At 34.6% G+C, this 23,144-nt stretch carries 22 protein-coding genes; 11 read left to right on the plus strand and 11 right to left on the minus strand.

The window, feature by feature from the left end:
* Positions 1-23: 23 nt before the first annotated feature.
* Complete coding sequence (locus EV197_RS07365; RefSeq protein WP_130286075.1) at positions 24-425, minus strand: hypothetical protein; 402 nt, start codon at positions 423-425, stop codon at positions 24-26.
* Positions 426-848: 423 nt separating this feature from the next.
* Between EV197_RS07365 and rpmB the strand changes: the two genes are divergently transcribed.
* The 5 genes from rpmB to EV197_RS07390 all read left to right on the plus strand — a co-directional run bounded on the left by rpmB (position 849) and on the right by EV197_RS07390 (position 4,287).
* Positions 849-1,088, plus strand: a complete 240-nt coding sequence (rpmB, locus tag EV197_RS07370; protein ID WP_130286076.1) for a 50S ribosomal protein L28 — start codon at positions 849-851, stop codon at positions 1,086-1,088.
* 24 nt (positions 1,089-1,112) lie between these two features.
* On the plus strand, positions 1,113-1,295 hold the full coding sequence (gene rpmG, locus EV197_RS07375) for a 50S ribosomal protein L33 (RefSeq protein WP_037320242.1): 183 nt from the start codon (positions 1,113-1,115) through the stop codon (positions 1,293-1,295).
* Positions 1,296-1,302: 7 nt separating this feature from the next.
* On the plus strand, positions 1,303-1,455 hold the full coding sequence (locus EV197_RS07380) for a DUF4295 domain-containing protein (protein WP_130286077.1): 153 nt from the start codon (positions 1,303-1,305) through the stop codon (positions 1,453-1,455).
* 100 nt (positions 1,456-1,555) lie between these two features.
* Entirely contained in the window at positions 1,556-2,509 is a 954-nt protein-coding gene (gene ftsY, locus EV197_RS07385; RefSeq protein ID WP_130286078.1) for a signal recognition particle-docking protein FtsY, read from the plus strand.
* 101 nt (positions 2,510-2,610) lie between these two features.
* On the plus strand, positions 2,611-4,287 hold the full coding sequence (locus EV197_RS07390) for an amidase family protein (RefSeq protein ID WP_130286079.1): 1,677 nt from the start codon (positions 2,611-2,613) through the stop codon (positions 4,285-4,287).
* Between the two features lie 223 nt (positions 4,288-4,510).
* Here the strand turns inward: EV197_RS07390 and EV197_RS07395 are convergent, their stop codons facing one another.
* Positions 4,511-5,623 carry a hypothetical protein gene (locus EV197_RS07395; protein WP_130286080.1) on the minus strand — a complete coding sequence of 371 codons (1,113 nt, stop codon included), beginning with the start codon at positions 5,621-5,623 and terminating at the stop codon, positions 4,511-4,513.
* A gap of 107 nt (positions 5,624-5,730) precedes the next feature.
* Between EV197_RS07395 and EV197_RS07400 the strand changes: the two genes are divergently transcribed.
* From EV197_RS07400 to rimO, 4 genes are all read left to right on the plus strand, one after another.
* Complete coding sequence (locus EV197_RS07400) at positions 5,731-6,249, plus strand: RNA polymerase sigma factor (protein WP_130286081.1); 519 nt, start codon at positions 5,731-5,733, stop codon at positions 6,247-6,249.
* 69 nt (positions 6,250-6,318) lie between these two features.
* Positions 6,319-7,239, plus strand: coding sequence for a FecR family protein (locus EV197_RS07405; RefSeq protein WP_130286082.1), 921 nt, complete (start codon positions 6,319-6,321; stop codon positions 7,237-7,239).
* Complete coding sequence (locus EV197_RS07410) at positions 7,199-9,745, plus strand: TonB-dependent receptor (RefSeq protein ID WP_165389016.1); 2,547 nt, start codon at positions 7,199-7,201, stop codon at positions 9,743-9,745. The genes EV197_RS07405 and EV197_RS07410 overlap by 41 nt, the downstream gene beginning before the upstream one ends.
* 110 nt (positions 9,746-9,855) lie before the next feature.
* Positions 9,856-11,157 (plus strand): 30S ribosomal protein S12 methylthiotransferase RimO, encoded by a 1,302-nt coding sequence (gene rimO, locus EV197_RS07415; protein WP_130286084.1) that lies wholly within the window; start codon positions 9,856-9,858, stop codon positions 11,155-11,157.
* Here the strand turns inward: rimO and EV197_RS07420 are convergent, their stop codons facing one another.
* The 8 genes from EV197_RS07420 to EV197_RS07450 all read right to left on the minus strand — a co-directional run bounded on the left by EV197_RS07420 (position 11,158) and on the right by EV197_RS07450 (position 20,047).
* A complete protein-coding gene (locus tag EV197_RS07420) occupies positions 11,158-11,658 on the minus strand; it encodes a hypothetical protein (RefSeq protein ID WP_130286085.1) in 501 nt (166 codons plus the stop codon).
* A 119-nt stretch (positions 11,659-11,777) separates the two neighbouring features.
* On the minus strand, positions 11,778-11,948 hold the full coding sequence (locus EV197_RS17030) for a hypothetical protein (RefSeq protein ID WP_165389017.1): 171 nt from the start codon (positions 11,946-11,948) through the stop codon (positions 11,778-11,780).
* A gap of 481 nt (positions 11,949-12,429) precedes the next feature.
* Positions 12,430-13,149 carry a pirin family protein gene (locus tag EV197_RS07425; protein WP_130286086.1) on the minus strand — a complete coding sequence of 240 codons (720 nt, stop codon included), beginning with the start codon at positions 13,147-13,149 and terminating at the stop codon, positions 12,430-12,432.
* Positions 13,150-13,204: 55 nt separating this feature from the next.
* Complete coding sequence (locus EV197_RS07430) at positions 13,205-14,146, minus strand: alpha/beta hydrolase (protein WP_130286087.1); 942 nt, start codon at positions 14,144-14,146, stop codon at positions 13,205-13,207.
* 3 nt (positions 14,147-14,149) lie between these two features.
* On the minus strand, positions 14,150-14,629 hold the full coding sequence (locus EV197_RS07435) for a hypothetical protein (protein WP_130286088.1): 480 nt from the start codon (positions 14,627-14,629) through the stop codon (positions 14,150-14,152).
* A gap of 122 nt (positions 14,630-14,751) precedes the next feature.
* Complete coding sequence (locus tag EV197_RS07440; protein ID WP_242610699.1) at positions 14,752-16,884, minus strand: M3 family metallopeptidase; 2,133 nt, start codon at positions 16,882-16,884, stop codon at positions 14,752-14,754.
* A 56-nt stretch (positions 16,885-16,940) separates the two neighbouring features.
* On the minus strand, positions 16,941-17,567 hold the full coding sequence (locus EV197_RS07445) for a hypothetical protein (RefSeq protein WP_130286090.1): 627 nt from the start codon (positions 17,565-17,567) through the stop codon (positions 16,941-16,943).
* Positions 17,567-20,047 carry a M14 family metallopeptidase gene (locus EV197_RS07450; protein ID WP_130286091.1) on the minus strand — a complete coding sequence of 827 codons (2,481 nt, stop codon included), beginning with the start codon at positions 20,045-20,047 and terminating at the stop codon, positions 17,567-17,569. Before EV197_RS07450 ends, EV197_RS07445 begins: the two co-directional genes overlap by 1 nt.
* A 143-nt stretch (positions 20,048-20,190) precedes the next feature.
* On the opposite strand from EV197_RS07450, the gene bshC reads away from it, so the two are divergent.
* Both bshC and EV197_RS17035 read left to right on the plus strand, forming a co-directional pair.
* The gene (gene bshC / locus EV197_RS07455; RefSeq protein WP_130286092.1) at positions 20,191-21,786 is read left to right on the plus strand and encodes a bacillithiol biosynthesis cysteine-adding enzyme BshC; all 1,596 of its coding nucleotides are present in this window, start codon (positions 20,191-20,193) and stop codon (positions 21,784-21,786) included.
* A gap of 251 nt (positions 21,787-22,037) precedes the next feature.
* Positions 22,038-22,205 carry a hypothetical protein gene (locus EV197_RS17035; RefSeq protein ID WP_165389018.1) on the plus strand — a complete coding sequence of 56 codons (168 nt, stop codon included), beginning with the start codon at positions 22,038-22,040 and terminating at the stop codon, positions 22,203-22,205.
* Positions 22,206-22,549: 344 nt separating this feature from the next.
* Here the strand turns inward: EV197_RS17035 and EV197_RS07460 are convergent, their stop codons facing one another.
* Positions 22,550-23,095 carry a pyridoxamine 5'-phosphate oxidase family protein gene (locus EV197_RS07460; RefSeq protein WP_130286093.1) on the minus strand — a complete coding sequence of 182 codons (546 nt, stop codon included), beginning with the start codon at positions 23,093-23,095 and terminating at the stop codon, positions 22,550-22,552.
* Between the last annotated feature and the right edge of the window lie 49 nt (positions 23,096-23,144).

Genomic DNA, 23,144 nt, shown 5'->3' on the forward strand with positions numbered 1-23,144 from the left:
TCTCTAATTAGGGTATAAAAACTTTAATCCTTTGGTATATATTGTTGTATCCAGTCAATGGCTTTATCTACGTTATTAAAAATAGCCATAGGAGGTCCAACAAAAACTTTTTCAAACTCTGCTGCCCGGGTATTTATTTTATCATAAACCACAACAGCAAGGGCTTTGGCATTAGGAAACGTTTTTTCAAAATCATAATGCCCTGTGGGTTCAAACGAATACGAATGAATTCGATTAGCGATATACACAAAAGGAGTTGACTTGCCGTAATATTTATCAATAAGTTTATATAATTCTTTAGTGTTATCAACACTCATCGTAACACCCTCATTGATCTCAGAGATCAGTAGATTATTGTAGAAATAAAAACTGCCAATTCCAATATCGTGTTTGCTAAGTAAGGTTTCATTAATTTTATATGGCATAATCAGTAAACGTTAGCGTAGTAAATTTACAATAATTATGGTGTTTATGAGGCTCTATTTGCGTATTGTTGAGTTTAAGATCACTACTTTTTAACTATAATCGTTAATCCACTACAAATCTTGACGTAATTTTAACTGTTGTTTAATTGGATGTTACAGCAAAAGTGGATCACCAAAGATGATCCACTTATAAGCTACTTAATTACCCCTTAATTAAGCAGTCAGTCACGTTCACTAAACTAACTCATTCAAAAGTAGTAGGGTTTCAGGTTTAATTAAATAGGTATAAACCCGTGTTTTTGTTATTTTTGACCTGGTTAAAAAATATTAGCTAAAAAATGCTAAACATTTTATTGGTGGTTATATAAATAATTCGTTAATTTGCACCCTGTTTTGAAATAACAACAAAATTAATAAGAAGAGATGTCAAGAGTTTGCGAGCTTACAGGTAAAAAAGCAATGGTAGGGAATAATGTTTCTCACGCAATGAATAAAACAAAGCGTAAATTCAATGCTAATTTAATAAAGAAACGTTTTTATATCCCAGAAGAGGATCGTTGGGTAACGTTAAAAGTGTCAACGGCTGCTTTGAAGACAATAAATAAAAATGGGATCTCTGCGGTTTTAAAAGAAGCAAGAGCAAAAGGTTTTTTAACGAAATAAATTCTTTTTTAAAGAGATAGTACAATGGCGAAGAAAGGTAATAGAGTACAGGTAATATTAGAATGTACTGAGCATAAAGCTACAGGTAAACCTGGTACATCAAGATACATAACGACAAAAAATAAAAAGAACACTCCGGATAGATTAGAGATTAAGAAATTTAATCCTATTCTTAAGAAGATGACAGTTCATAAAGAAATAAAATAACAGGACCATGGCAAAGAAATCAGTAGCAACGTTACAAACCGGATCAAAGAGATTAACCAAAGCTATTAAAATGGTTAAGTCTCCAAAGACAGGAGCTTACACTTTTGTTGAATCTATTATGGCACCTGAAGCTGTAAATGACTTCTTGGACAAAAAGTAAATCTTTTACACATAACAATATCGAATAAGAAGCCATTTCAATTTTATTGGAATGGCTCTTTTTTTATAAAAGCATATTAAATCATTTAGTTTTTTAGTCAATGAGTTTTTTTAAAAATATCTTTTCTACAGATAAAAAAGAGACACTGGATAAGGGGTTAGAGAAAACGAAAAATTCTTTTTTTTCTAAATTAGGAAAAGCAGTTGCTGGTAAATCCAAAGTAGACGATGACGTACTGGATAATCTTGAAGAAGTTTTGGTCACTAGCGATGTTGGGGTAAAGACTACCATAAAAATTATCGAAAGAATTGAAGATCGGGTAGCTAAAGATAAATATTTAGGTACGGAAGAATTGAACCAGATATTAAGAGAAGAAATTGCTGGACTTTTATCCGAAACCAATGTAGGGGAAGCTACAGATTTTGAAATCCCTGCCGATAAAAAACCATATGTATTAATGGTTGTTGGAGTAAATGGCGTCGGCAAAACAACAACAATCGGTAAATTAGCCTATCAGTTAAAGAAAAAAGGTTTAAAAGTTGTTTTGGGTGCTGCAGATACCTTTAGAGCTGCGGCTATCGATCAATTACAAGTTTGGGCAGATCGGGTAGAAGTTCCTATCGTAAAACAAGCCATGGGTAGTGATCCTGCATCCGTAGCTTTTGATACATTAACTTCAGGAAAGGCACAAGATGCGGATGTCATTATTATCGATACCGCAGGTAGACTTCATAACAAAGTAAATTTAATGAATGAGCTTACTAAGGTGAAACGGGTAATGCAAAAAGTTATTCCGGATGCTCCTCACGACGTTTTATTAGTTTTAGATGGATCTACAGGTCAAAATGCTTTTGAACAAGCTAAGCAGTTTACTGCGGCAACAGAGGTTACTTCTTTGGCAGTTACAAAATTAGATGGTACAGCAAAAGGAGGAGTTGTTATTGGTATAAGTGACCAATTTAAAGTACCAGTTAAGTATATTGGAGTAGGAGAAGGTATTGAGGATCTTCAGGTGTTTAATAAATATGAGTTTGTAGATTCCTTTTTTAAGTAAATTTATTTTTGTTACAAAATAGTTAAATCAAGGCATAGTAGTTAGTTACTTTGCCTTTTTTTATAGTTTTAGATGAAACATATCATTTAAAACTTATTGTTATGGGAGCTCGCCTTAGTAGCCTGGTCATTATATTTTTATTGATTGCTTGTCAACAGCATCAAAAGAAAGAGATTAAATCAACTCAAGAATCTATCCCCTTTTGGGAGGCTTATGACGAAACTGAGGATTTGCAAAAAAGTAAAACGCTGGAGCAGGAGCGCATGCACTTAAAACTTATCAATTCTCGGGTGCGAGATAAAAACAAGATTTGGGAAGTACTCAATGCGCAAATGGTAGATTTTAATGCGAATCGGTATCAAGAACTTAAACCTGTAGTGCTTGATAAGAGTATACCAGAGTTACAGGAATCAATACAGCAAGGAAAGCTAACCTATACGGACTTAGTCAAGTTTTACCTGTATAGAATACGGAAGTTCGAGTCGGATAATAAATTGTCGCTTAATGCGATTATTTCTTTAAATGAAGATGTGATTGTACAAGCAAACCGCTTAGATCAAAGCGATAAGTCTAACATAGACAAACATTCAGTCTATGGAATGCCGATCTTGTTAAAAGATAATATTGATGCCAAGGGAATGGTCACTACAGCAGGTGCTGTGGTGCTACAAAATAATCAGGTGGATAAAGATGCTTATATCACCCAAAAATTAAAATCTCAGAAGGCATTAGTCTTAGGTAAAGCAAACTTAAGCGAATGGGCTTATTTTTTATGTGCAGGATGTCCAGTAGGCTATAGTGCCATTGGTGGGCAGACTATGAATCCATATGGAAGATTGGTTTTTGAATCTGGTGGTTCTAGTTCTGGTAGTGGTGCAGCGGTAGCAGCCAACTTTTGTGTAGCGGCTATCGGTACAGAAACTAGTGGATCTATACTTTCTCCTTCTAGTCAAAATTCGTTGGTAGGTTTAAAACCTACAATTGGTACCTTAAGTCGGAGTGGAATAGTGCCTATATCTAGTACACTTGATACACCAGGTCCTATGACTCGTACTGTTATGGACAACGCAATAGTGTACAAGGCAATGTTAGGAAAGGACGTTGATGATCCTGCTTCGCAACAGATTGTATATGATAGTTTTTATGAAAAGCTTTCTAATGCAACATTGGCAGGAAAACGATTTGGTGTGGTCAAGGAGTTCCTTGAAGATTCCTTATATAGTAGAGCGGTTTCTAAAATAAAAGCATCAGGAGGACTGGTTTTTGAAATAGAACCCAAACAGCTGCCATTATCGGATTTTATAACGCTGTTGAGTGCAGATATGAAGATGGATTTAAAAAACTATCTTAAAACCAAGGATGAACAGCAAGTGGCAGTGTTTAGTGTTACTGATATTAGGCAATTTAATTTACAGGATAGTTTACAGAGAATACCCTATGGACAGCAGTTATTTGATGGAATAACTGAAGATTCGACTTCTATATCGCAGTTGAAATCCATTAAAAAAGAACTAGAACGGGTAGGAAGACTGTATTTTGATGCATTTTTTGATACATACCAGCTGGATGCAGTACTTTCAATTAATAATTATCACGCAGGTTATGCAGCTGTTGCTAAATACCCTGCGCTAACAGTTCCTATGGGGTATTCAGCTAAGGGAGAGCCAAAAGGATTGACGTTTATAGGTCAGCCTTTTAAGGAAGATCTATTATTAAGCAGTGCCAAAGCATTTGAAGAAGTAACGAAATACCGGGTAATGCCAGAGGATTATCGGTAATTGGAATTAAAGCGGATACCTTATTTTTTAGAAGAGGAAAAGCCTTCAGGGTTCTGAAGGCTTCATACTCAAAATCAGCATTTGCAAGATTTACCGGATATTCACTATTGATTAGGATTACGTATGAAAAGTAGCTCCTACCCGATATCTTAAGTGCTAATAATTTTCAATTTGTTTAGGTTGTAGCGTGTATGATTAGGGCTACTACACGCACTTACCTTTTTTATCTTACTTTTCTAAAAAATAATTCATCTTTACTAATACCTTCTCCTTCTCGCTCATCCAACATTATTCTATTGGTTTTAATTTTCTTTACATTCCAGTCGATATTTAATTTGTCTAATGGTGGTTCGTCGCCAAAATCAAATTGTACTCTGAGGCTTCCATCTGCTCTCGTAAAGGCGCTCCATTGAGATACAAATTCTTCATCTGTATCTGTATTACGCACTAAGGCAGTACGGTCTGGATTGAATGTAAATATGAAGTTTCTATAGTTTCTTGTTTCGTTACTTTGATTATCCTTGTATTTTTGAACTTCCCATTCATCTTCTACAATCACCGATTCTAATTGTAAAATAGTAGTATCGTTATCATCACAATCATCAGAAGCTTCTTCAATAGCTATTTCTAATTCTTCATTAGAGTTAACGACTAATTCGCTTTCATCAGATAGTACCAATGTAATTGGGAAGGAGATGTTTGCAATTACGTCATCATTTAGATCTGAAACAAATGCAAATAACTCTTCATCAGATTCTATACGTATCGTTTCAAGAATTTCTGTATCCGGATTAAAAACGGTTATATTGAAAGGATATTGAAAATCAATACATTCAATATCTTCATCTTCGTCTTCAAATACTTCTTCATCGTCATCATCGTCATCATCTGGATTATCATCTTCCTCTAATGGAGGAGTACACGCTTCAATTAGTGCTGATAATTCTTCACTGCTTTCAACAATTACTTCTTCATAATTAGAAAAGATTAGGGTGATAGGAAAAGAAATAACCACTTGATCACTGTTATTTTGAAGTAATAATTCTTCAATTGCCAAGTAATCTTCTGTAGAAGCAATGACTAATTGGTTACCATCTACAGCAACAGTTATGGGTAACTGAACTGTAAAACACGAAGAATTGTCGATAATATTATCGATTGACCCGTCGTTTAAGGTAACTTTAGCCATAAGGCTGGTTGTTTTAGAATTAGGCTCTAAAACCTGCTCCTCAGAAGGTTGAATTAGGGTGTCAGACTCTTGTCTACAAGAACTTATAAAAGTAGGTATTGTTAGGGACAAAAAAAGGTAAATTATAGCAGTTCTTGTATTCTTCATCTTAATTTAATTTTCGTATAGCCTTACATGTATAAAAACAACTAAGTTCTTAAAACTCCTTTAATTTTTTCAATTTTTTCTACATTTACTAAAAATTTAAGGGTTTTATGCCAAAAGAGCTCCATAAGAATGTATGTGATGAGGCTATTTTTTCATCTATATACAAAGAATATTCAAAGGATTTACATAATTACCTTTATTATAAATATGGGGAGTCATTAGGGCCTAATGATAAAATGCAGGATGCGTTTATAAAACTATTGGACAAATGTAAAGAAGTTACCGTGGCCAAGGCCAAAGGTTTTTTATTTACCGTAGCTAATAATATGATGTTAAACGAAATTAAACATCAAAAAGTAGTTTTAAAGTATACAGAAAACAAACCTAAAGAATACACTTACGAATCCCCAGAGTTTTTATTAGAGCAAAAACAATTTCTAAAGAAATATCAAAAAGCACTTAGTAAATTAACAGAGGATCAGAGAACGGCGTTTTTGATGAACAAAGTAGAAGGAAAAAAACATGCTGAAATAGCTGAAATGCTGGGTACTACAAGAAAGGCAATCGAAAATCGAATTTATACTGCCTATAATAAATTAAAGGAGGAAATAGAAGGATTTAAATAAAAATTTTCAAATAAAAAAAGGAGTATTTGATTTTCAGTTGTTATATAGATAGAACAGAGTTATAAAAAGATGGAAAAAGATAATCTTATACGCAAGTGGTTAGCCGACGAATTGACGGATGCAGAAAGAACTGCTTTCGAGCAGCAAGATGACTATAAAGATCATCTAAGAGTTGTTGAAGCAGCAAAGTATTTCAAGGCTTCTGAGTTTACAGATGTCGCTGATATCGAATCTTTTTATAAAAGATATGAAGAAGCACGCACACTGGTTCCAAAGAAGGAGAAAAAGTCTTCCTTAGGTTTAGTATTAAAGATTGTTGCTGTATTTGTGATAATGTTGGGTATTGGCTTTTTAGTAATTAACCCATTCAATGATCGCGTAAGTGCTCCACTAGCTCAAAAACAGGAGGTTGTTCTTCCAGACAACTCAGAAGTTGTATTAAATGCAGATTCTGAAATAGAATATAATGGCAATAATTGGCAAAATCAAAGGAGTTTACGTCTCAAAGGTGAAGCCTATTTCAAAGTTGCAAAAGGAAAAAGATTTGATGTGGTTACGGAGGAGGGTACGGTTACCGTATTAGGAACCAAATTTAATGTGAAGAGCAGAATAGGCTTTTTCGAGGTACATTGCTATGAAGGATTAGTTAATTTAACGCTTAGCGATCACGAATCCGTAAATCTACCGGCAGGAAGCCGATTTAGAATTATCGATGGAAAACATTATTTTGATAAAACGCCAGAGAAAGTTCCTGGTTGGATTAACAATCGAACGACTTTTAAGAGTATTCCTTACATTCAAGTCATACGTGAATTTGAAAGACAATATAACGTTAACATCGATTTGAAGAATATCAATCAAAACCAAATTTTTACAGGAGGTTTTGTGCATAATAGTTTAGAAGATGGCCTAAAATCTATAACTTTACCATTAGATTTAAGCTATACTGTTGATAACACGAAAAATATTACTATTACGACAAGTAAATAGGCATAGACTTTTTAGTCTATTACTTGTGTATTTTATAGGTTTCGTAGGTTTTTCGCAAGAAAGCAATACTACTAAACCACTCTCAGAGGTTTTTTTACTTCTCGAAAACCGTTTTGAGTATCAGTTTACTTATGCAGATAGCCTTGTTAGGGACATACAAATTGAAGTTCCTGACAAGGATTTGTCTTTTAAAGAGGTGCTACAATACTTGCAGGCAAATACCGGTCTTTCGTACGAAATCATAACCAATAATTTTGTGGTAGTTAAGCAAAAGGAATATAATCGTACTATTTGTGGATATGTCAAGGAGTCAGGATCAGAGTTTGTTTTATCATATGCTACGGTTCAGGGGGATACAAATTCCGTTATTACCAATAGCAAAGGTTATTTTGAGTTAGACATAAGAGATCCTAATGAAAAGATCGTCGTTAAGTATTTAGGTTATCGACAGGTTACCCTCTTACCAAATCAATTTTCAGAAGAGGAATGTCTTACCATTTACACACAACAAATCACGGAAAGTTTAAACGAAATTGTGCTAAGGAACTTAATCACAAGAGGAATTAGTAAAACCAGTGATGGAGGTATTCAATTGGATTATTCAGATTTTGGTATCCTTCCAGGACTTATAGAAACTGATGTTCTGCAAACTATACAAACCTTGCCTGGTATACAGAGTATTGATGAAACGGTTTCTAATATAAATGTGCGAGGAGGAACACACGATCAAAATTTGATTTTATGGGATGGTATAAAAATGTATCAATCGGGTCATTTTTTTGGTTTGATTTCAGTTTTTAATCCTAACACCATTAAAGAAGCTACCATAATTAAAAATGGTAGTAGTGCACAGTATACCGACGGAGTTTCTGGAACTATTTTGATGAATACAGCCCAAAGCATTAGCGATAGCTTGCAATTAAGTGTAGGGACCAATCTTATCAATAGCAATGTTTTTGCGGAAATACCCACCGGAAAAAATGGGACACTTCAGATCACAGGTAGAAAAGCAATAAGTGAATTCATAGAAACCCCGACCTACTCGTCCTATTTTGATCGGATAAAACAAAATACCGAAATAGTGAACACTCCTGGTAATGGAAGTAGTTCTAACCTTAATTTTGATTTTTATGACACTAATGTAAGGTGGAACTATGCCGCTTCTCCCAAAGATAAATTAAGGGTTAACTTTTTGCTGTTAAGTAATGAATTGGTTTTTTTGGAAAACGCAGTAGTCTCCGGTAATTTTACCTCAAGACAAAGTAGTATACTTCAAAATAGTATTGCAGGTGGCCTTAACTATGATCGACAATGGACGGACCGTTTTTCTACGAATCTACAGGTCTACAATACCGATTATCAATTAAAGGCAGAAAATGTTAATCTTGTAGAAGATCAACGATTTTTGCAAGAAAACAAAGTTTCAGAAACCGGAATTACATTAAACACCATACAAACGTTTAAGCCAGGCTTTAAACTTCGGTTGGGGTATCAATTTATTGAAACCGGAATCACAAACTTAAATGATATTGATAACCCGCAGTTTGTTGATGAAAAGGTAAGGGTAACAAGAGCGCACGCTTTATTTTCAGAAGCCATACTGAAGTCCAAAGACAAAAACACTAACCTTATGGTTGGGGCGCGTTATACTTACAATGATAAGCTTAAAAGACACTTTGTAGAGCCTCGATTGAGTGTGAGTAGAAAGTTTAATGACTTTTTTTCATTTGAGATTTTAGGAGAGTTTAAGCATCAATATACCTCGCAGGTTATTAATTTTCAAAATGATTTTCTCGGTGTAGAAAAAAGACGCTGGGTATTGTCCAATGATCAAGATATTCCGGTGATCCAAGGTAAACAAGTTTCTACTGGACTTACATATAACCAAAATGATTTATTGGTGAGTATTGAAGGGTATTATAAAAATGTAGATGGTATTACGGCTAGGAGTCAGGGTTTTCAAACCAAATATGAATTTGAAAATGGTATTGGTGCGTATGATGCGTATGGAGCAGAGCTTTTAATCAGTAAAAAGGTAATGGATTTCAATGGTTGGTTTGGGTACACTTTTACTAACAATAATTATACGTTTGACAATTTAGAGGACGTAGTTTTTCCAAATAACACCAATATTACCCACGCAATGACTGCGGGTGCGTCCTATGATTTTAATAAGCTCAAAGTTTCTTTGGGATTAAATTGGCACTCGGGGTTACCAACTTCAAGAGCTTTATCCGTGCCGGTAGATGATCGACCCAGTATTCAATATGGTGAGGGAAATGCTGCGAACTTAGCTCCTTATTTTAGAGCGGATTTTTCAGCAGTGTATAAATTTAATATCGGCAAAAAGATTGCGGCCAAGGCAGGGGTTTCTATTTGGAATCTTACCAATAATAATAACGTAATTGGAGACTATTATTCATTGAATGATCAGGATTTACCGATTCAAAATGAAAGAACAGCATTAGGATTTACACCAAACGCAGTACTTAGACTTGCTTTTTAAGCCATTACCTTTTAGAAAATCTTTGTAATGAAAGAATAACTAGGTTTTAGCAATAAAATTCTCCTACTTTTCAGAATCATTGTATCTTTGCAAACCTTTATAATAAAGCTATGAGAACTAAGAGTTTAAAGAAGAACAGGATTAATGTAGTTACGCTAGGTTGTAGTAAGAATGTTTATGACAGTGAAGTGTTAATGGGACAACTAAGAGCTAATAAGAAAGAAGTAGTCCACGAACAAGAGGGTAATATAGTTGTAATTAATACGTGTGGTTTTATTGCTAACGCAAAGGAAGAGTCAATTAATACTATTTTACAATATGTGCAGCAAAAAGAAGAAGGTGAAGTTGATAAGGTATTCGTTACTGGATGTTTGTCTGAGCGTTATAAACCAGATTTAGAAAAGGAAATTCCTAATGTAGATCAATATTTTGGAACAACAGAATTACCTGGACTTTTGAAAGCTTTAGGTGCTGATTATAAGCACGAGTTGATTGGGGAGCGATTAACGACAACACCTAAAAATTATGCATACCTAAAAATAGCTGAAGGTTGTGATCGTCCTTGTTCTTTTTGTGCTATACCGCTGATGAGAGGTAAACATAAATCTACACCCATTGAAGATTTAGTTACGGAAGCAGAGAAACTTGCTGCAAATGGAGTTAAAGAATTAATTTTGATCGCACAAGACCTTACTTATTATGGTTTAGACTTATATAAGGAAAGAAAATTAGCAGATTTATTAAAGGCTTTAGTAGCAGTTGATGGAATAGATTGGATTCGATTACATTATGCATTTCCTACAGGTTTTCCAATGGATGTATTAGAAGTTATGCGTGCTGAGTCCAAAATTTGTAATTATATCGACATACCATTACAACATATTGCAGATCCTATTTTGAAATCTATGCGTCGTGGAACGACAAAAGCAAAAACCACTAAGCTATTGCAAGAGTTTAGAGAAGCTGTACCTGAGATGGCTATTCGTACCACACTTATTGTAGGGTATCCCGGTGAAACAGAAGAAGATTTTAATACCTTAAAACAGTGGGTTAAAGAGATGCGATTTGAGCGATTGGGTTGTTTTACCTACTCTCACGAAGAAAATACACACGCCTTCAATCTCGAAGATGATGTACCCGAGGAGGTGAAAATGCAAAGAGCAAACGAAATCATGGATATTCAATCTCAAATATCTTGGGAGTTGAACCAAGAAAAAATAGGTAAAACTTTTAAGGTGTTAGTGGATCGCAAGGAAGGTAATTATTATATCGCACGTACTGAATTTGATTCTCCGGATGTGGATAACGAAGTGCTTATTGACGCAACCCAGCAATACTTAAAAACCGGAGAGTTTACTAAGGTTGAAATTTATGAAGCTGAGGATTTTGATTTATATGGTAAAGTAATCTAGTTATTTTACTGGTTTATAATCACCATCAAACACTATAACCCAGGTTTTACCTTGGTCATTACTTTGATACCAAGTCTGTCGAACCTCATTATTATTGATAGGTTTCCAAATTATTTTATTAAGGGATGTCTTAGTAGTATCCTGTAATACCATGGCATTGTCAATATAATTCCCTTTTAGGAAAAGGGTAACTCCACTAGTATCCACCCAGAACTGTTCCCAGCGGTCTAGTTTTGGGTTGTATTTTGTTAAACTGACTCCTTTAAAATTGGTCTTATAGGAGCTGTAGTTTTCCTCTAACGCTTTATCATCAACAATTGTAGTGATGGTATTGTAACCAACAAGCGTGTCTGTATTATGTTTATACACTTGCCATTCTCCTTTCCAAAAATCGAATTCTTTGTACTTAGCTTCTAGATTTTCTTGTGCTGAAGTAGAGTGGAAAGAGATTATAGATATTACGCCATAAATGAAAATGAATTTTGTTGTAGAAGTCTTCATAAGTTGGGTTGTAAAAATAAAAAAGGGAATGCAAAATTGCATTCCCTCTAAAATACTAAAAACTCTCCTTAACTTTCGTGGCTAACTCTAAATTATAAAAGAGTATATCGTATTAATTCTTATAAACCTTTGTTTCCGTCGATATAGATATCAACTTCACCGTCATTATCGTTTTCGTTTTCGATTTCTTGATCATCATTTTGAATCAATACTGCTTCTTCAACTGATTCTGACTCACAAGCGATAAACCCGATAGATAATACTAGTAAAAATGAAAGTTTTTTTAACATGACTTGAACTTTTTTGTTGTTGTTATTAAATTTTTGTTTCCCGTTTTAAATTCTGGTGCAAATGTATCTAAAAAGTTCAATAGAAAACAACTTGAAAAGCTTCCAATCCCTTGTATAACGGTAGTTTAAGCGATTTTTGTGTTTTTATTCTGCAACATTTTGGGCTAAACTTTACGAACTTAGAATCACTTATTGAAGAAAGCATGATTTTAATGTAAAAAAAAATCGTTTTTTATGAATTTTAGATAAAAATACAAAAGAGTGTAAAAAAACAATTCTTTAACGATTTGGTAACATATGAGGTGTATTACAACTTTTGATTTAATATTTTTCAATAAATACGCACTTTAGTTACGAATATTTTAATCAAAAACAACTAAATCTCATCTATTGACAAGCCTTTTATTCAGTTATTTGTAAACTGAATAATAGAAAACCAAATGAACGTATGAAAATATGGGCTTTTTTAAGTGCTTTGATGTTATTCCAGAAGCATAGGGATATCCATTAATAGAAATTTAGAGTCTTCTTTGGCTTTAATTTCTAACTCCTCGCCATTGTCCCAAATACCAATTGCATCTCTAGTGTTTAATATATTATCTACTATAGTTAGTTGTCCTTCTAACACAAAAAGGTAGATTCCATTAGCTTCTTTCTTAATTTTATACGATAAGGATTTATCCTTGGACAATGAGGCCATATAAAACCAGGCGTTTTGATAGATCCACACGCCTTCATCGTCAGGATTAGGAGAAAGAATTTGTAGAAGTTTGTTTTGATAGTCTTCAGATTTGATGCTTATTTGATCATATCTGGGTGTCACATTCTTTTGGTTCGGGATTACCCAGATTTGTAAAAACTTGACGGGTTGATCTTTGTTTTTATTGTATTCACTATGAAAAACACCAGTCCCAGCGCTCATCACCTGTATGTCTCCAGATTTAATTACCGTAGTGTTACCCATACTGTCTTGATGTTCTAGATCGCCTTCTAAAGGTATGGATATGATTTCCATATTTTCGTGTGGGTGTTTGCCAAATCCCATACCGCCAGAAACGGTATCGTCATTTAAAACTCGAAGTACTCCGAAGTTTATTTTGTTGGGGTCATAATAGTTGGCAAAACTAAAAGAATGGTAAGAGTCTAACCATCCGTGATTGGCGTGTCCTCTTTGTGCTGCGGGGTGTAAAACTGTTTTCATTTTTAGGTACAAGATATTGATAAACTAATATACCACTTACAACCTTATATAATTTTTAAGAAGCTTTTTCAATAAATGCTATGATTGGTGGCATAAGAGAAGGGTGTAAAGGTAAATCAGGGTTACTATAAGTTTTTAAATTCTTTGTTCTGTCAGATTCAGCATCTTTGAGTACATGATTCATACCTTCTATAATAAGTAACTCCGCTTTTTCATTGCCTTCAGCTAGTGTTTTAGCATTTTCAACACTAATTTGGATATCAGTTGTCCCCTGAACGATTAAAGCGGGTATGGATAGCTTCTCAATTTCTGATTTAGGATCATAACTTAAAAAGGATTGAAGATAGTTTTGGATTTGCGGTCTAAAAACACTCATTAAATAAGGAGGAATACTATCCACTTTTTGACCAGCTTTAATCTTATCTAAGATAGGAAGCGCTGTATCGGTTACAAATTTCGGTTGATTTTGGAGTTGTGTTTTAAGCGTATTGTAGGCAGAATCGCCTAAACCGGCCAATGTTATGATTTTGGTTACGTTAGTCTTTTGAGCGGCTAAGATAGCTACCAAACCTCCTTGACTATGCCCGGCAATAATGATTTTGGAATACCGCTCGGATAAAAAGTGAACCCATGCTATGGCATCATTTACAAACATATCAAAAGTTAAGGTTTCTTCTTTGATAGAGGTAGTATTACTTTTTCCTATCCCTCTTTTATCGTATCGTAGAGATGCGATGTTTTTTTCAAATAGAGCTTCGGCAACCATTTTAAGGCTGTTATTTTCTAACAAGGTGGTTCCCACTAGCGAATTTCCATTTCGATCGGTATTACCGGACCCCGAAATAAGTAATACCACTGTCTTCGTGTTCTTAGGATTTAATAAGGTACCGCTTAAGTTGATATTGTTTGAATTGATGGTGACCTCTTCTTGCGCAAGAATTGCTGAAGTAAAAGGAAGTAGTAGTAAAAAAGTAAGTATTTTAATAAGGCGTTTCATTGTTTAAGTTTCTTCTACGGAGTATTCTTCTGCGTGTGGTGAATTTAAATTATATTCCAAATCTTCAAAACTTTGTTGCAATTGCTTATAGGCTTCTTTAAGCAGTTCAAAATCTTTATTAATAATTTTGCGATCAGCTTTTAATTCTTCAGTAGGTTTAGTGTTTTCTAACAGCTTTTCTTCGAGTATCAGTTGTTTTTGAAGCAACTCATTTTGTTTTTTTATTAGAAACGTACTTTTGTCAATAAAGTTTTGGTAAGCAGATCCAACCGCCTTATATAAAGAATCATTGGAGGCCTTAATTTCATCTGATTTTTGCTGGTAATTTTTGGCTGCAGTTTTAAGCTTAGTAAGCATTGTCTTCATTTCTTGGCTATACAAAGGAGAAGCCTCTTTTTGCTCAGTAACTGATGTGGTTGTTCTTTCATTACAGCTACAGACAACCAGGAGAATTAATAAGGCTAGGCTATGGGCATATTTCATAAAATAAACGAATTAATTGGCAAAATTTAAGATACTTATCTTTTATCAAATGCTAAACACTTAACTAGTTTTTATAAGTTTAAAAATACAAAACCCGGCAGTATTACCGGGTTTTTAGTTTGTTAATTTTGAGGAACAGGGAAACCTCTATCTCGCATAAGTGCATCAATTTTAGCATCTCTACCTCTAAATTTCCTATAGGCCTCAGCAGGATCCATCGCATTTCTTGGTGCAAATAAATAGTTGACAAGCTTGGCAGCTACCACCTTATCATAAAACCCATCCGGTGCCTCAGCAAAGGCCTCAGCCGCATCAGAGGTTAAAACATCTGCCCACATATATCCGTAATAGGCTGTAGCATAGCCTTCACCAGAAAACACATGTCCAAATTGAGGGGTTCTGTGACGCATTACCAATTCCTTAGGCATATGTAAACTAGCCAGCGTTTCTTTTTCAAAGTTGGCGACATCTATAGTATCCGGGTCTGCTAAATGTAACTTCATATCCATCATTGCCGAAGCCAAATATTCTGTGGTAGCAAAACCTTGGTTGAATGTGGCTGCATTTTTAATTTTTTGTACCAGTTCTTTTGGCATAGGTTTGCCGGTTTCATAATGAACAAGGTAATTGTTAATCACAGGATCTGTCGACAGCCAACGCTCCAATAGTTGCGATTGAAACTCCGTGTAGTCTCTTACTCCGCTATTAAGAGTTGGATATTTTACTTCTGAAGAGAAGAAGTGCAAGGCATGTCCAAATTCGTGAAAAAAGGTTTCTGCATCATCCCATGATACTAATACAGGCTCACCAGGTGCAGGCTTTACAAAATTAGAGTTATTGGATGCTAATACGGTTTCTTTGCCATTAAATGTTGTATGACTTCGATAGGTGGTCGCCCAGGCACCAGATCGTTTACCTTGTCTGGCAAATGGATCTAGATACCAAAGTCCAATATGCTCTCCAGAATCTTTATCAGTCACTTCCCATACATTTACATCAGGATGAAAAACTGGTACAGTACCCTTCGCTACTGTCGCAAAATTGTAATTAAATAATTCTCCTGCGACAAAGAACATCGCTTCTCGTAGCTTATCTAATTGCAAATAGGCCTTTACTTCATCTGAGTCCAGGTCGTATTTCTTTTTTCGCACTTTTTCTGCATAATATCGATAATCCCAAGGCTCAATTATAATGTCTTTTCCTTCTGCATCTGCTATGGCTTGCATATCAGCCACTTCTTCTTCGACACGTGCAATGGCGGCAGGCCATACAGCATTCATTAATTGTAATGCATTTTCTGGTGTTTTAGCCATTCTGTTTTGTAATCTCCATTCGGCATAATTGTCATAGCCCAATAGACCAACACGTTCTTTTCTTAATTGTAAAATTTTAGCTATGATTTCTTTGTTGTCATGCTCATCATTATTATCGCCTCTTGAATAATAGTTTTTCCATACCTTTTCTCTCAATGCGCGCTCATCGGAATAGGTTAGAAAAGGATCCATGGAGGATCTCGTATTCGTTACAGCGTATTGACCTTCTTTGCCTCTATCTGCAGCAGCTTTTGCATATGCTTTTATTAAGGGCTCTGACAAGCCGCTTAATTGATCTTTGTTTAAGTAGGTAACATACCCCTCTTCGTCGGCTAGCACATTATTGGAGAAATTGGTATACAGCTCTGATAATTCTTTATTGATTGCTGCATAACGCTTTTTCTTTTCTGTGTTTAATTCAGCGCCATTCATTGCAAATTCTTCATAAATAAGTTGAACAACACGCTGTTGATCTGGTGCTAATTCCTTTTCTTTTGAAGCTTCATATACAGTTTTGATCCTTTGAAAAAGTTGTTCGTTTTGGGAGATCTTAGACTGAAACTCGGAGAGTTTGGGTGCCATTTCCTGTTGTACTTTTCTAAACTCGGGTGATGATATATTGCTGCTGTAAATCCCGTAGTACGTAAAAACGCGATCTAGAGTTTTACCAGATTTTTCCATAGCTACGATGGTATTCTCAAACGTGGGTGGTGCTTCGTTATTAGCAATTGCTTCAATCTCCTTAAGATTAAGTTCCATTGCTTTTTCCAGTGCTGGCTTTACATCTTCGACTTTCATTTTGTCAAATGCTGGTACCCCGTCAAAAGGACCTTCCCATTCTGCTAATAATGCATTCTGCGTGGATTTGTTATTATCCATAGTTTTTTCTTCTTCTGTGTTTTTGCAAGAATAAAAAAGTACGGTAGCTGTTAAAGCTAGCATACTTAAACTCTTAAGTGTATTGTTGATTTTCATAATATAATAGTAATTGATGAATTTTATGGTAAAATGTGAAGTTCAAATTCTATAAAGTGTTCGATTTCAGCCAGCTTCATCCATTTGTTTATCGTATACGGATGATTTCCGTCAATCATTACTGAGGGATCTTCATTAAAAAAATAAGGACTGCTATAAATGAATAAGGTAACACGATTTGTAGATCGATCTTCTTTTCGTTCACCGTAAGGATTTATGATGAAATATTGTTTTGTAAGCTCTTTGATATAGGTTTTTTGAGATAACTCAAAGTGATGATAATCTGTCCAAGACCTTTTAATGTACCATTTGGATTTCAGTACGTCCTTAGTTTGCTTGCTTAAAAAAGTCAAAAGAATACTTCCATCTTTCTCAAGAATTCTATTAATATCAAGTCTTGAAATAGTATCTGTTTTGGTTAATTTTTCATTCCAAAATGTTTTTGTAATTATCAAAATCTTTGTTCCCTGATCTTTTATTCCATTTACTTTAAGGTCTAATCGCTCGACACCTTCAAAATCATACAATTGTTGAACCTCTTTGGTAGATGCTATTGGTAAGAACTCTATAGTAATTGCTTCTTGAGCTTTTAATGCTGCATCAGAGAAACATACTATAAAACATACTAAAAGAGTTTTTATAAAATTCATTAGAGTCTAAACTTGTTATTATTGGTTAAAAAGACCGCGTTTACAAAAAACAGCTTACCATTTTCCCAAAAGGAACGAAATAATGGGTTGTCAACCATATAAATCACGCTTCCTTGCCCCATTCTAGCTTCACCAAATACTAATGAATTCTCTAAGCTTTTTTTCGCGTCCTCTCCTGCAAAACCAGATACGCTTTCAGGGGTAGTGATATAGGATATGTTATATCCATTTTGTAACAGCTGGTAAGAATCACTACCTAGCTTTAGGGTAAAATAGGTGTCATTATACCCAAATGCCATAGGGTGAGAGGGATCAACCTGCGTTTTAAAGATGCTTCCTGTAATGAAGTCTTTAACACTTTCTTTTTCGCGCTGATCATAGGGTGTCAAGTTTCCAGTAGAATCTTTTTCTTTAGTATTGGATTTGTTTTCTTTGAGATCAAATCCTTTTTTATCACTAAATGCGGCTACAGCGTTTCCAATTGCAATCAGTTTACCTCCTTGTTGTACCCAATTAGAAATGGATTCCATAGTGTCCTTATCAAGGTAGCCACCATAATATCCATTAGGAAGAATCAAAACGTCAAATTGTGATAATTCAATGTTTTTGAAATAATCAGTATCAATCGAGGTTACCGGATACCCTAATTGCTGTTCAAAGAAATGCCATATCTCACCGTAACTTAAGGATGAAATGTAATTGCCTTTAAGAACGCCAACTTTTGCTTTTGTTATGAGTTTGATATCTGGGGATCCAAAATCAATACCCTTATTAGCAAAACTTGTTGGTGTAGCGTATAACTTCCTGTTATGATTATTAGCTATTGAGATTAATTTTTGATCGTAGTTTGTAGTAGCCTTATTATCGCTTTTGGTAATTATTAAACTCCCTTTTTTAAACTCAATTCCGTTATTCACAAAATCTTTTTCTGAAAATCGAACACGTATGTCGTTCTTTAATAAGTCTGCTAAGAAAGTGGCGTCCATAAGACTATTCCATTTAGCAATATATCCCGCTGCGGATTGATCCACCGTATTTTTTGTTGTCGTTTGTATTGCTTTAGTATAGGGTATATCTGCAGTAGAAGCTACAGCGTCTAATCCGTAGGCATAAGGAATACTCCAGGCCGTAATATCATAGGTTAAAGGATTGCTTAATGCTGCTTTAGGCTCAAAAAGCACTTTGACCATTTTGCCTTTAGGTTGCGAGGTAGGTACAACGAGTGCGTTAGTTACATTAACATTACCTTTTTGTTGTTCCTTATACACAAATCCTGATACTTTTCCGGATGCTAAATATCCATATTGGATTTCGTGTTTGTCCAACAGCTGTGATAAGGCTCTAATTTTATCAGCCTCACCTTGTAATACATAGCTTTTATAGGTTAAATCTTCATTATTAAAAAATTTTTGAAACTCTGTATTAATTTTTGCTGCATTTTTTGAAGCAACTTCTACTGTTGATAATCCGGTAGTTAGATGATGTAGTGCTCTATCTTTTAAGGTAAGTACATACCCTTCATCCGTGTCAATACCCAATCCTGCACGTCCGTGGCCAGCCTGTTCATAGGTCATACCAATTGCTCCCATAAATGTAGGGTAGGTGTCCCCATAACTAGGGTACAGTAAATCAAAACGTTCTCTAGTAAAAAATAGCCACCCGTTTTCATCGAAATATTTAGCGTGATTTTTACCAATTTGAGTTTGAAGATCACGCTGCCAAGGTGTTATGATTTCGTGAAAAGGTTCTGCAGCAGGTGCAAAATAGTAAGGTTCGTTGATCCCTTGTTCATGGAAATCTACGTGGATATGAGGCATCCATTGGTTATATATGTGGAGACGAGATGCGGTTTCTACCTGAGTGGCCCAGGCCCAGTCTCTATTTAAATCAAACAGATAATGATTCGGTCTTCCACCCGGCCAAGGTTCGTAATGTTCGGCTGCAGTTTGGCTTGTGTTGAACGGGGTAGCTTTAACCATATTATACCAATTCGCATATCGATCTCTACCATCGGGGTTAATGCAAGGGTCGATAATGACTACGGTGTTTTTAAGCCACTCTTGTTTTTGAGTAATAAGCTTGTATACCATGGCCATTGAGGCTTCGGTACTTGAGGCTTCATTGCCATGTACATTATAACTTAGCCAAACAATTGCAATATCCTTCTGGGTTGCATCCCCATTAAGTAAACCAATATTTTTAAGGTTATTTTGTCTAATAGTTTCAATGTTTTTTAGGTTTTCCTCGGTGGATACAATAGCATAGGTTAGCGGTCTTCTTTCATTGGTCTGGCCATAGCGATGATAGCTGACCATAGGAGAGTTATTGGCAACGTGTTCAAAATAATTAACAACATCGGCGTGTCTTGAAAATTGTTCACCAATTTCATACCCTAAGAATTCTGCCGGAGATTTAGGACTGCTTTGGGCAACAGATAGGAAAGGAAGGTAGATAAATAAAACGAAGAGTAATTTTTTCATAAGGATACTGACTTGTTTTGAATAAAAAATTTAAGATCCGGTAAATTAGGTTGTTCATTTAACTCTATAAATCGTATTAACTAAAATTTAGGATTTCAGAAAATAAAGAGCTGTATCTTTAACCTCTAAAACTGATTAATTCTATGTCTACGGAGTCTATTCCTTTTAGAGATACCAATTACTTTTCTTCTTTATTATGTGATTATCTTGATGAAAAAGAGCAGCTACAATCGTGTTATGATAATTTTCCGCATTTAGCCAACTTTAAAGATCAGATAGATGCCAAAGGCAAATCGTTCTCTTTAGAAAATAGAGCAGTTTTAGTTCAAGTTTTACAAAAGCAATACCGTAAGATTGAGACTACCAAAAAGGTCAATGCTAATATTGATAGTTTAGGAGCATCCAATACGTTTACTATTACAACAGGACATCAACTAAATTTATTTACGGGACCGTTATACTTTTTATATAAAATAATTTCTACCATAAATCTATGTAAGACATTAAAAGAAGAATATAAGGATCAAAATTTTATTCCGGTATATTGGATGGCAACTGAAGACCATGATTTTGATGAGATTAAATATTTCAATTTATATGGTAAAAAGATTCAGTGGAATAGAACCTCCCAAGGTCCAGTAGGTAGATTGACAACAAAAGGATTAGACAAAGTTTATGAAATATTTGCTGCGGAAATTGGAGTAGGTAAAAATGCAGATTATTTAAAAGCTCTTTTTAAGAAAGCTTATTTAGAATCTGCAACTTTAGCGGAAGCGACACGATATATTGCCAATGAACTTTTTGGAGTACATGGATTGGTGGTGATTGATGCCGATGATAAAGATGTAAAAAACCTTTTTGTACCCTATATGCAAAAAGAACTATTGCAAGGAACTACCGTTAAAGCTATCGAGCCAACTATTAAGACCTTACAAAAATCAGGATATAACATTCAAGTAAATCCAAGGGATATTAATCTATTTTACATCACGGATACCCTTAGGGAGCGTATTATTAAAAAGGAAAATACTTTTTATGTCAATGATACCGAAATCGTTTGGCAGGAAACTGAGCTCATAAAAGAGTTACACGAAAACCCAGAGCGATTTAGTCCTAATGTACTTTTAAGACCATTGTATCAAGAAGTGATGCTACCAAATCTCTGCTATATTGGCGGAGGTGGTGAGTTAGCTTATTGGTTGGAGCTTAAAGAACTTTTTGTTGAAATGGAAGTTCCGTTGCCGATCTTACTGCTAAGAAATTCTGCACTATTGCAAACTGCAAAACAGTCCAAAAAGATGGTTAAGCTTGGGGTAACTACACAGGATCTGTTTTTAAAACAACACGAATTGATTAACAAAAAGGTGAGGCAAATTTCTAATATCGATATTGATTTTGGTCCTCAAAAGGAACACTTGCAGCAACAGTTTCAAGACTTGTATGCGTTAGCAGAGCAAACAGATGCTTCTTTTATAAATGCAGTAAAAGCACAAGAGGTCAAACAATTAAAAGGGTTGGCGAATTTAGAACAACGTTTGTTAAAAGCACAGCGGCTTAAATTAAGTGATCAGGTAGCGCGTTTAACTTCCTTACAAAATGAACTTTTTCCTAACCAAAACTTACAGGAGCGTGTAAAAAATTTTTCCGAATTTTATTTGGAGTATGGAGAGGATTTAATAGCTGAATTGATGGAGTATTTACATCCTTTAAATGCCGAATTTGTTGTTCTGACAAATTAACAATCGATTTTTTGTTCTTTATAGCTATCAAAGCTATCTTTTTTAAAACCTATTTAATTAAGGGTTTACGTTTAGAATTCCATAGTTTATGCACCTTAAAATCATAATTTTTAAATATAATACAGTAGATTTTGTAAGAGTGATAAAACTTTAGGTAGTAAGCAATAAGTGTCTGAAAATAAACATATTGTACGCTAAATTTCTTTAACTTTGAATTATAAATAGTGTTTAATAATTAAAGCTAATTAACTATGAGTACTGCAACTTTAAATAAAAATATCTCAAGATCAAGAGCGATAATTACCTCTTTTTTTAATGTATTCAATTTTTCAATTGAAGAGGCTTCTTCAGAATTTTCAAAGGAGATGGAAAATAATACAATTCAAAGTTTTAATAATGTGATGTACAAGAAAGAATAATACTATAGAATTCTATTTTTGAGCATGAATTGCTATACATTTTAGTTGCAAAGGTAACCTGAATAAGGTATAACTACTTTTCAATATCGTGAACTATTCAAAATTTATGATGGACAATTAAGTGAATAATTCATAAGGGTATGTGCTTTTGATTACACAGCTCAGTACTACATTATACTATTGTAGTTTTATCAAACCACCTGGGATTATTCATTCTTGTATTAATAGCCTAAAGCTAAAGTGGAATAATATTGGGTTTAAATATGTAATGCTGTCGTAATGTATACATCAAGGTATTTTTATCGTAACCTAAAATGCAAATTAAAATGGGTTACAAACTTCATTTAAGGGACTATAAAGCTTCCATCCCATCCACCGCCTACTCTTTTAAAACAAGCTCTAACGTGGTTAGGTCGCTTCAATTTTAAATATTCTACTTTATCCGGCACAAACTTGAGTATAGTAAAGAAATCTTTTTTATCAAGGTAATCAACTATTTCTGGATTTTGGATTTCTTCTCCTGGCTTTTGAATGGTAGTATAATCTCTTTTGGATTTTTCAGGAATTTGTTGCCAGGCTCTTGCCAAGCTCTTGTCATCGTCAATGATATAGGCTTTTGCCCGGATTACTACCTGCATTAATTTTTCTGGATCATAGAACAAAGCACTTACCCATTCTCTTTCGATGATGTGTGTTATTTTTTTTGATCTTTTGTCGGTATAAATGTACAGATTGAAATCCTCATCAAAATCTCTTAAGACTACGGTTCTAAGTCTGGATCTTCCACTGATGTCAGAGGTAGCCATGGTAAAATATCTAAAAGGATGTTTTTTATCCGTAAGCGCCGATGATAGCTCTTTTTTAATAGTGTTGAAAATAAGGTCAGTCATAAATAAGGATTAGGAATTGTCCTTATAAATTTAATTATTTATGGTGCAC

Origin of the sequence: Aquimarina brevivitae, assembly GCF_004216895.1 — a bacterium.
Taxonomy (GTDB): Bacteria; Bacteroidota; Bacteroidia; order Flavobacteriales; family Flavobacteriaceae; genus Aquimarina; species Aquimarina brevivitae.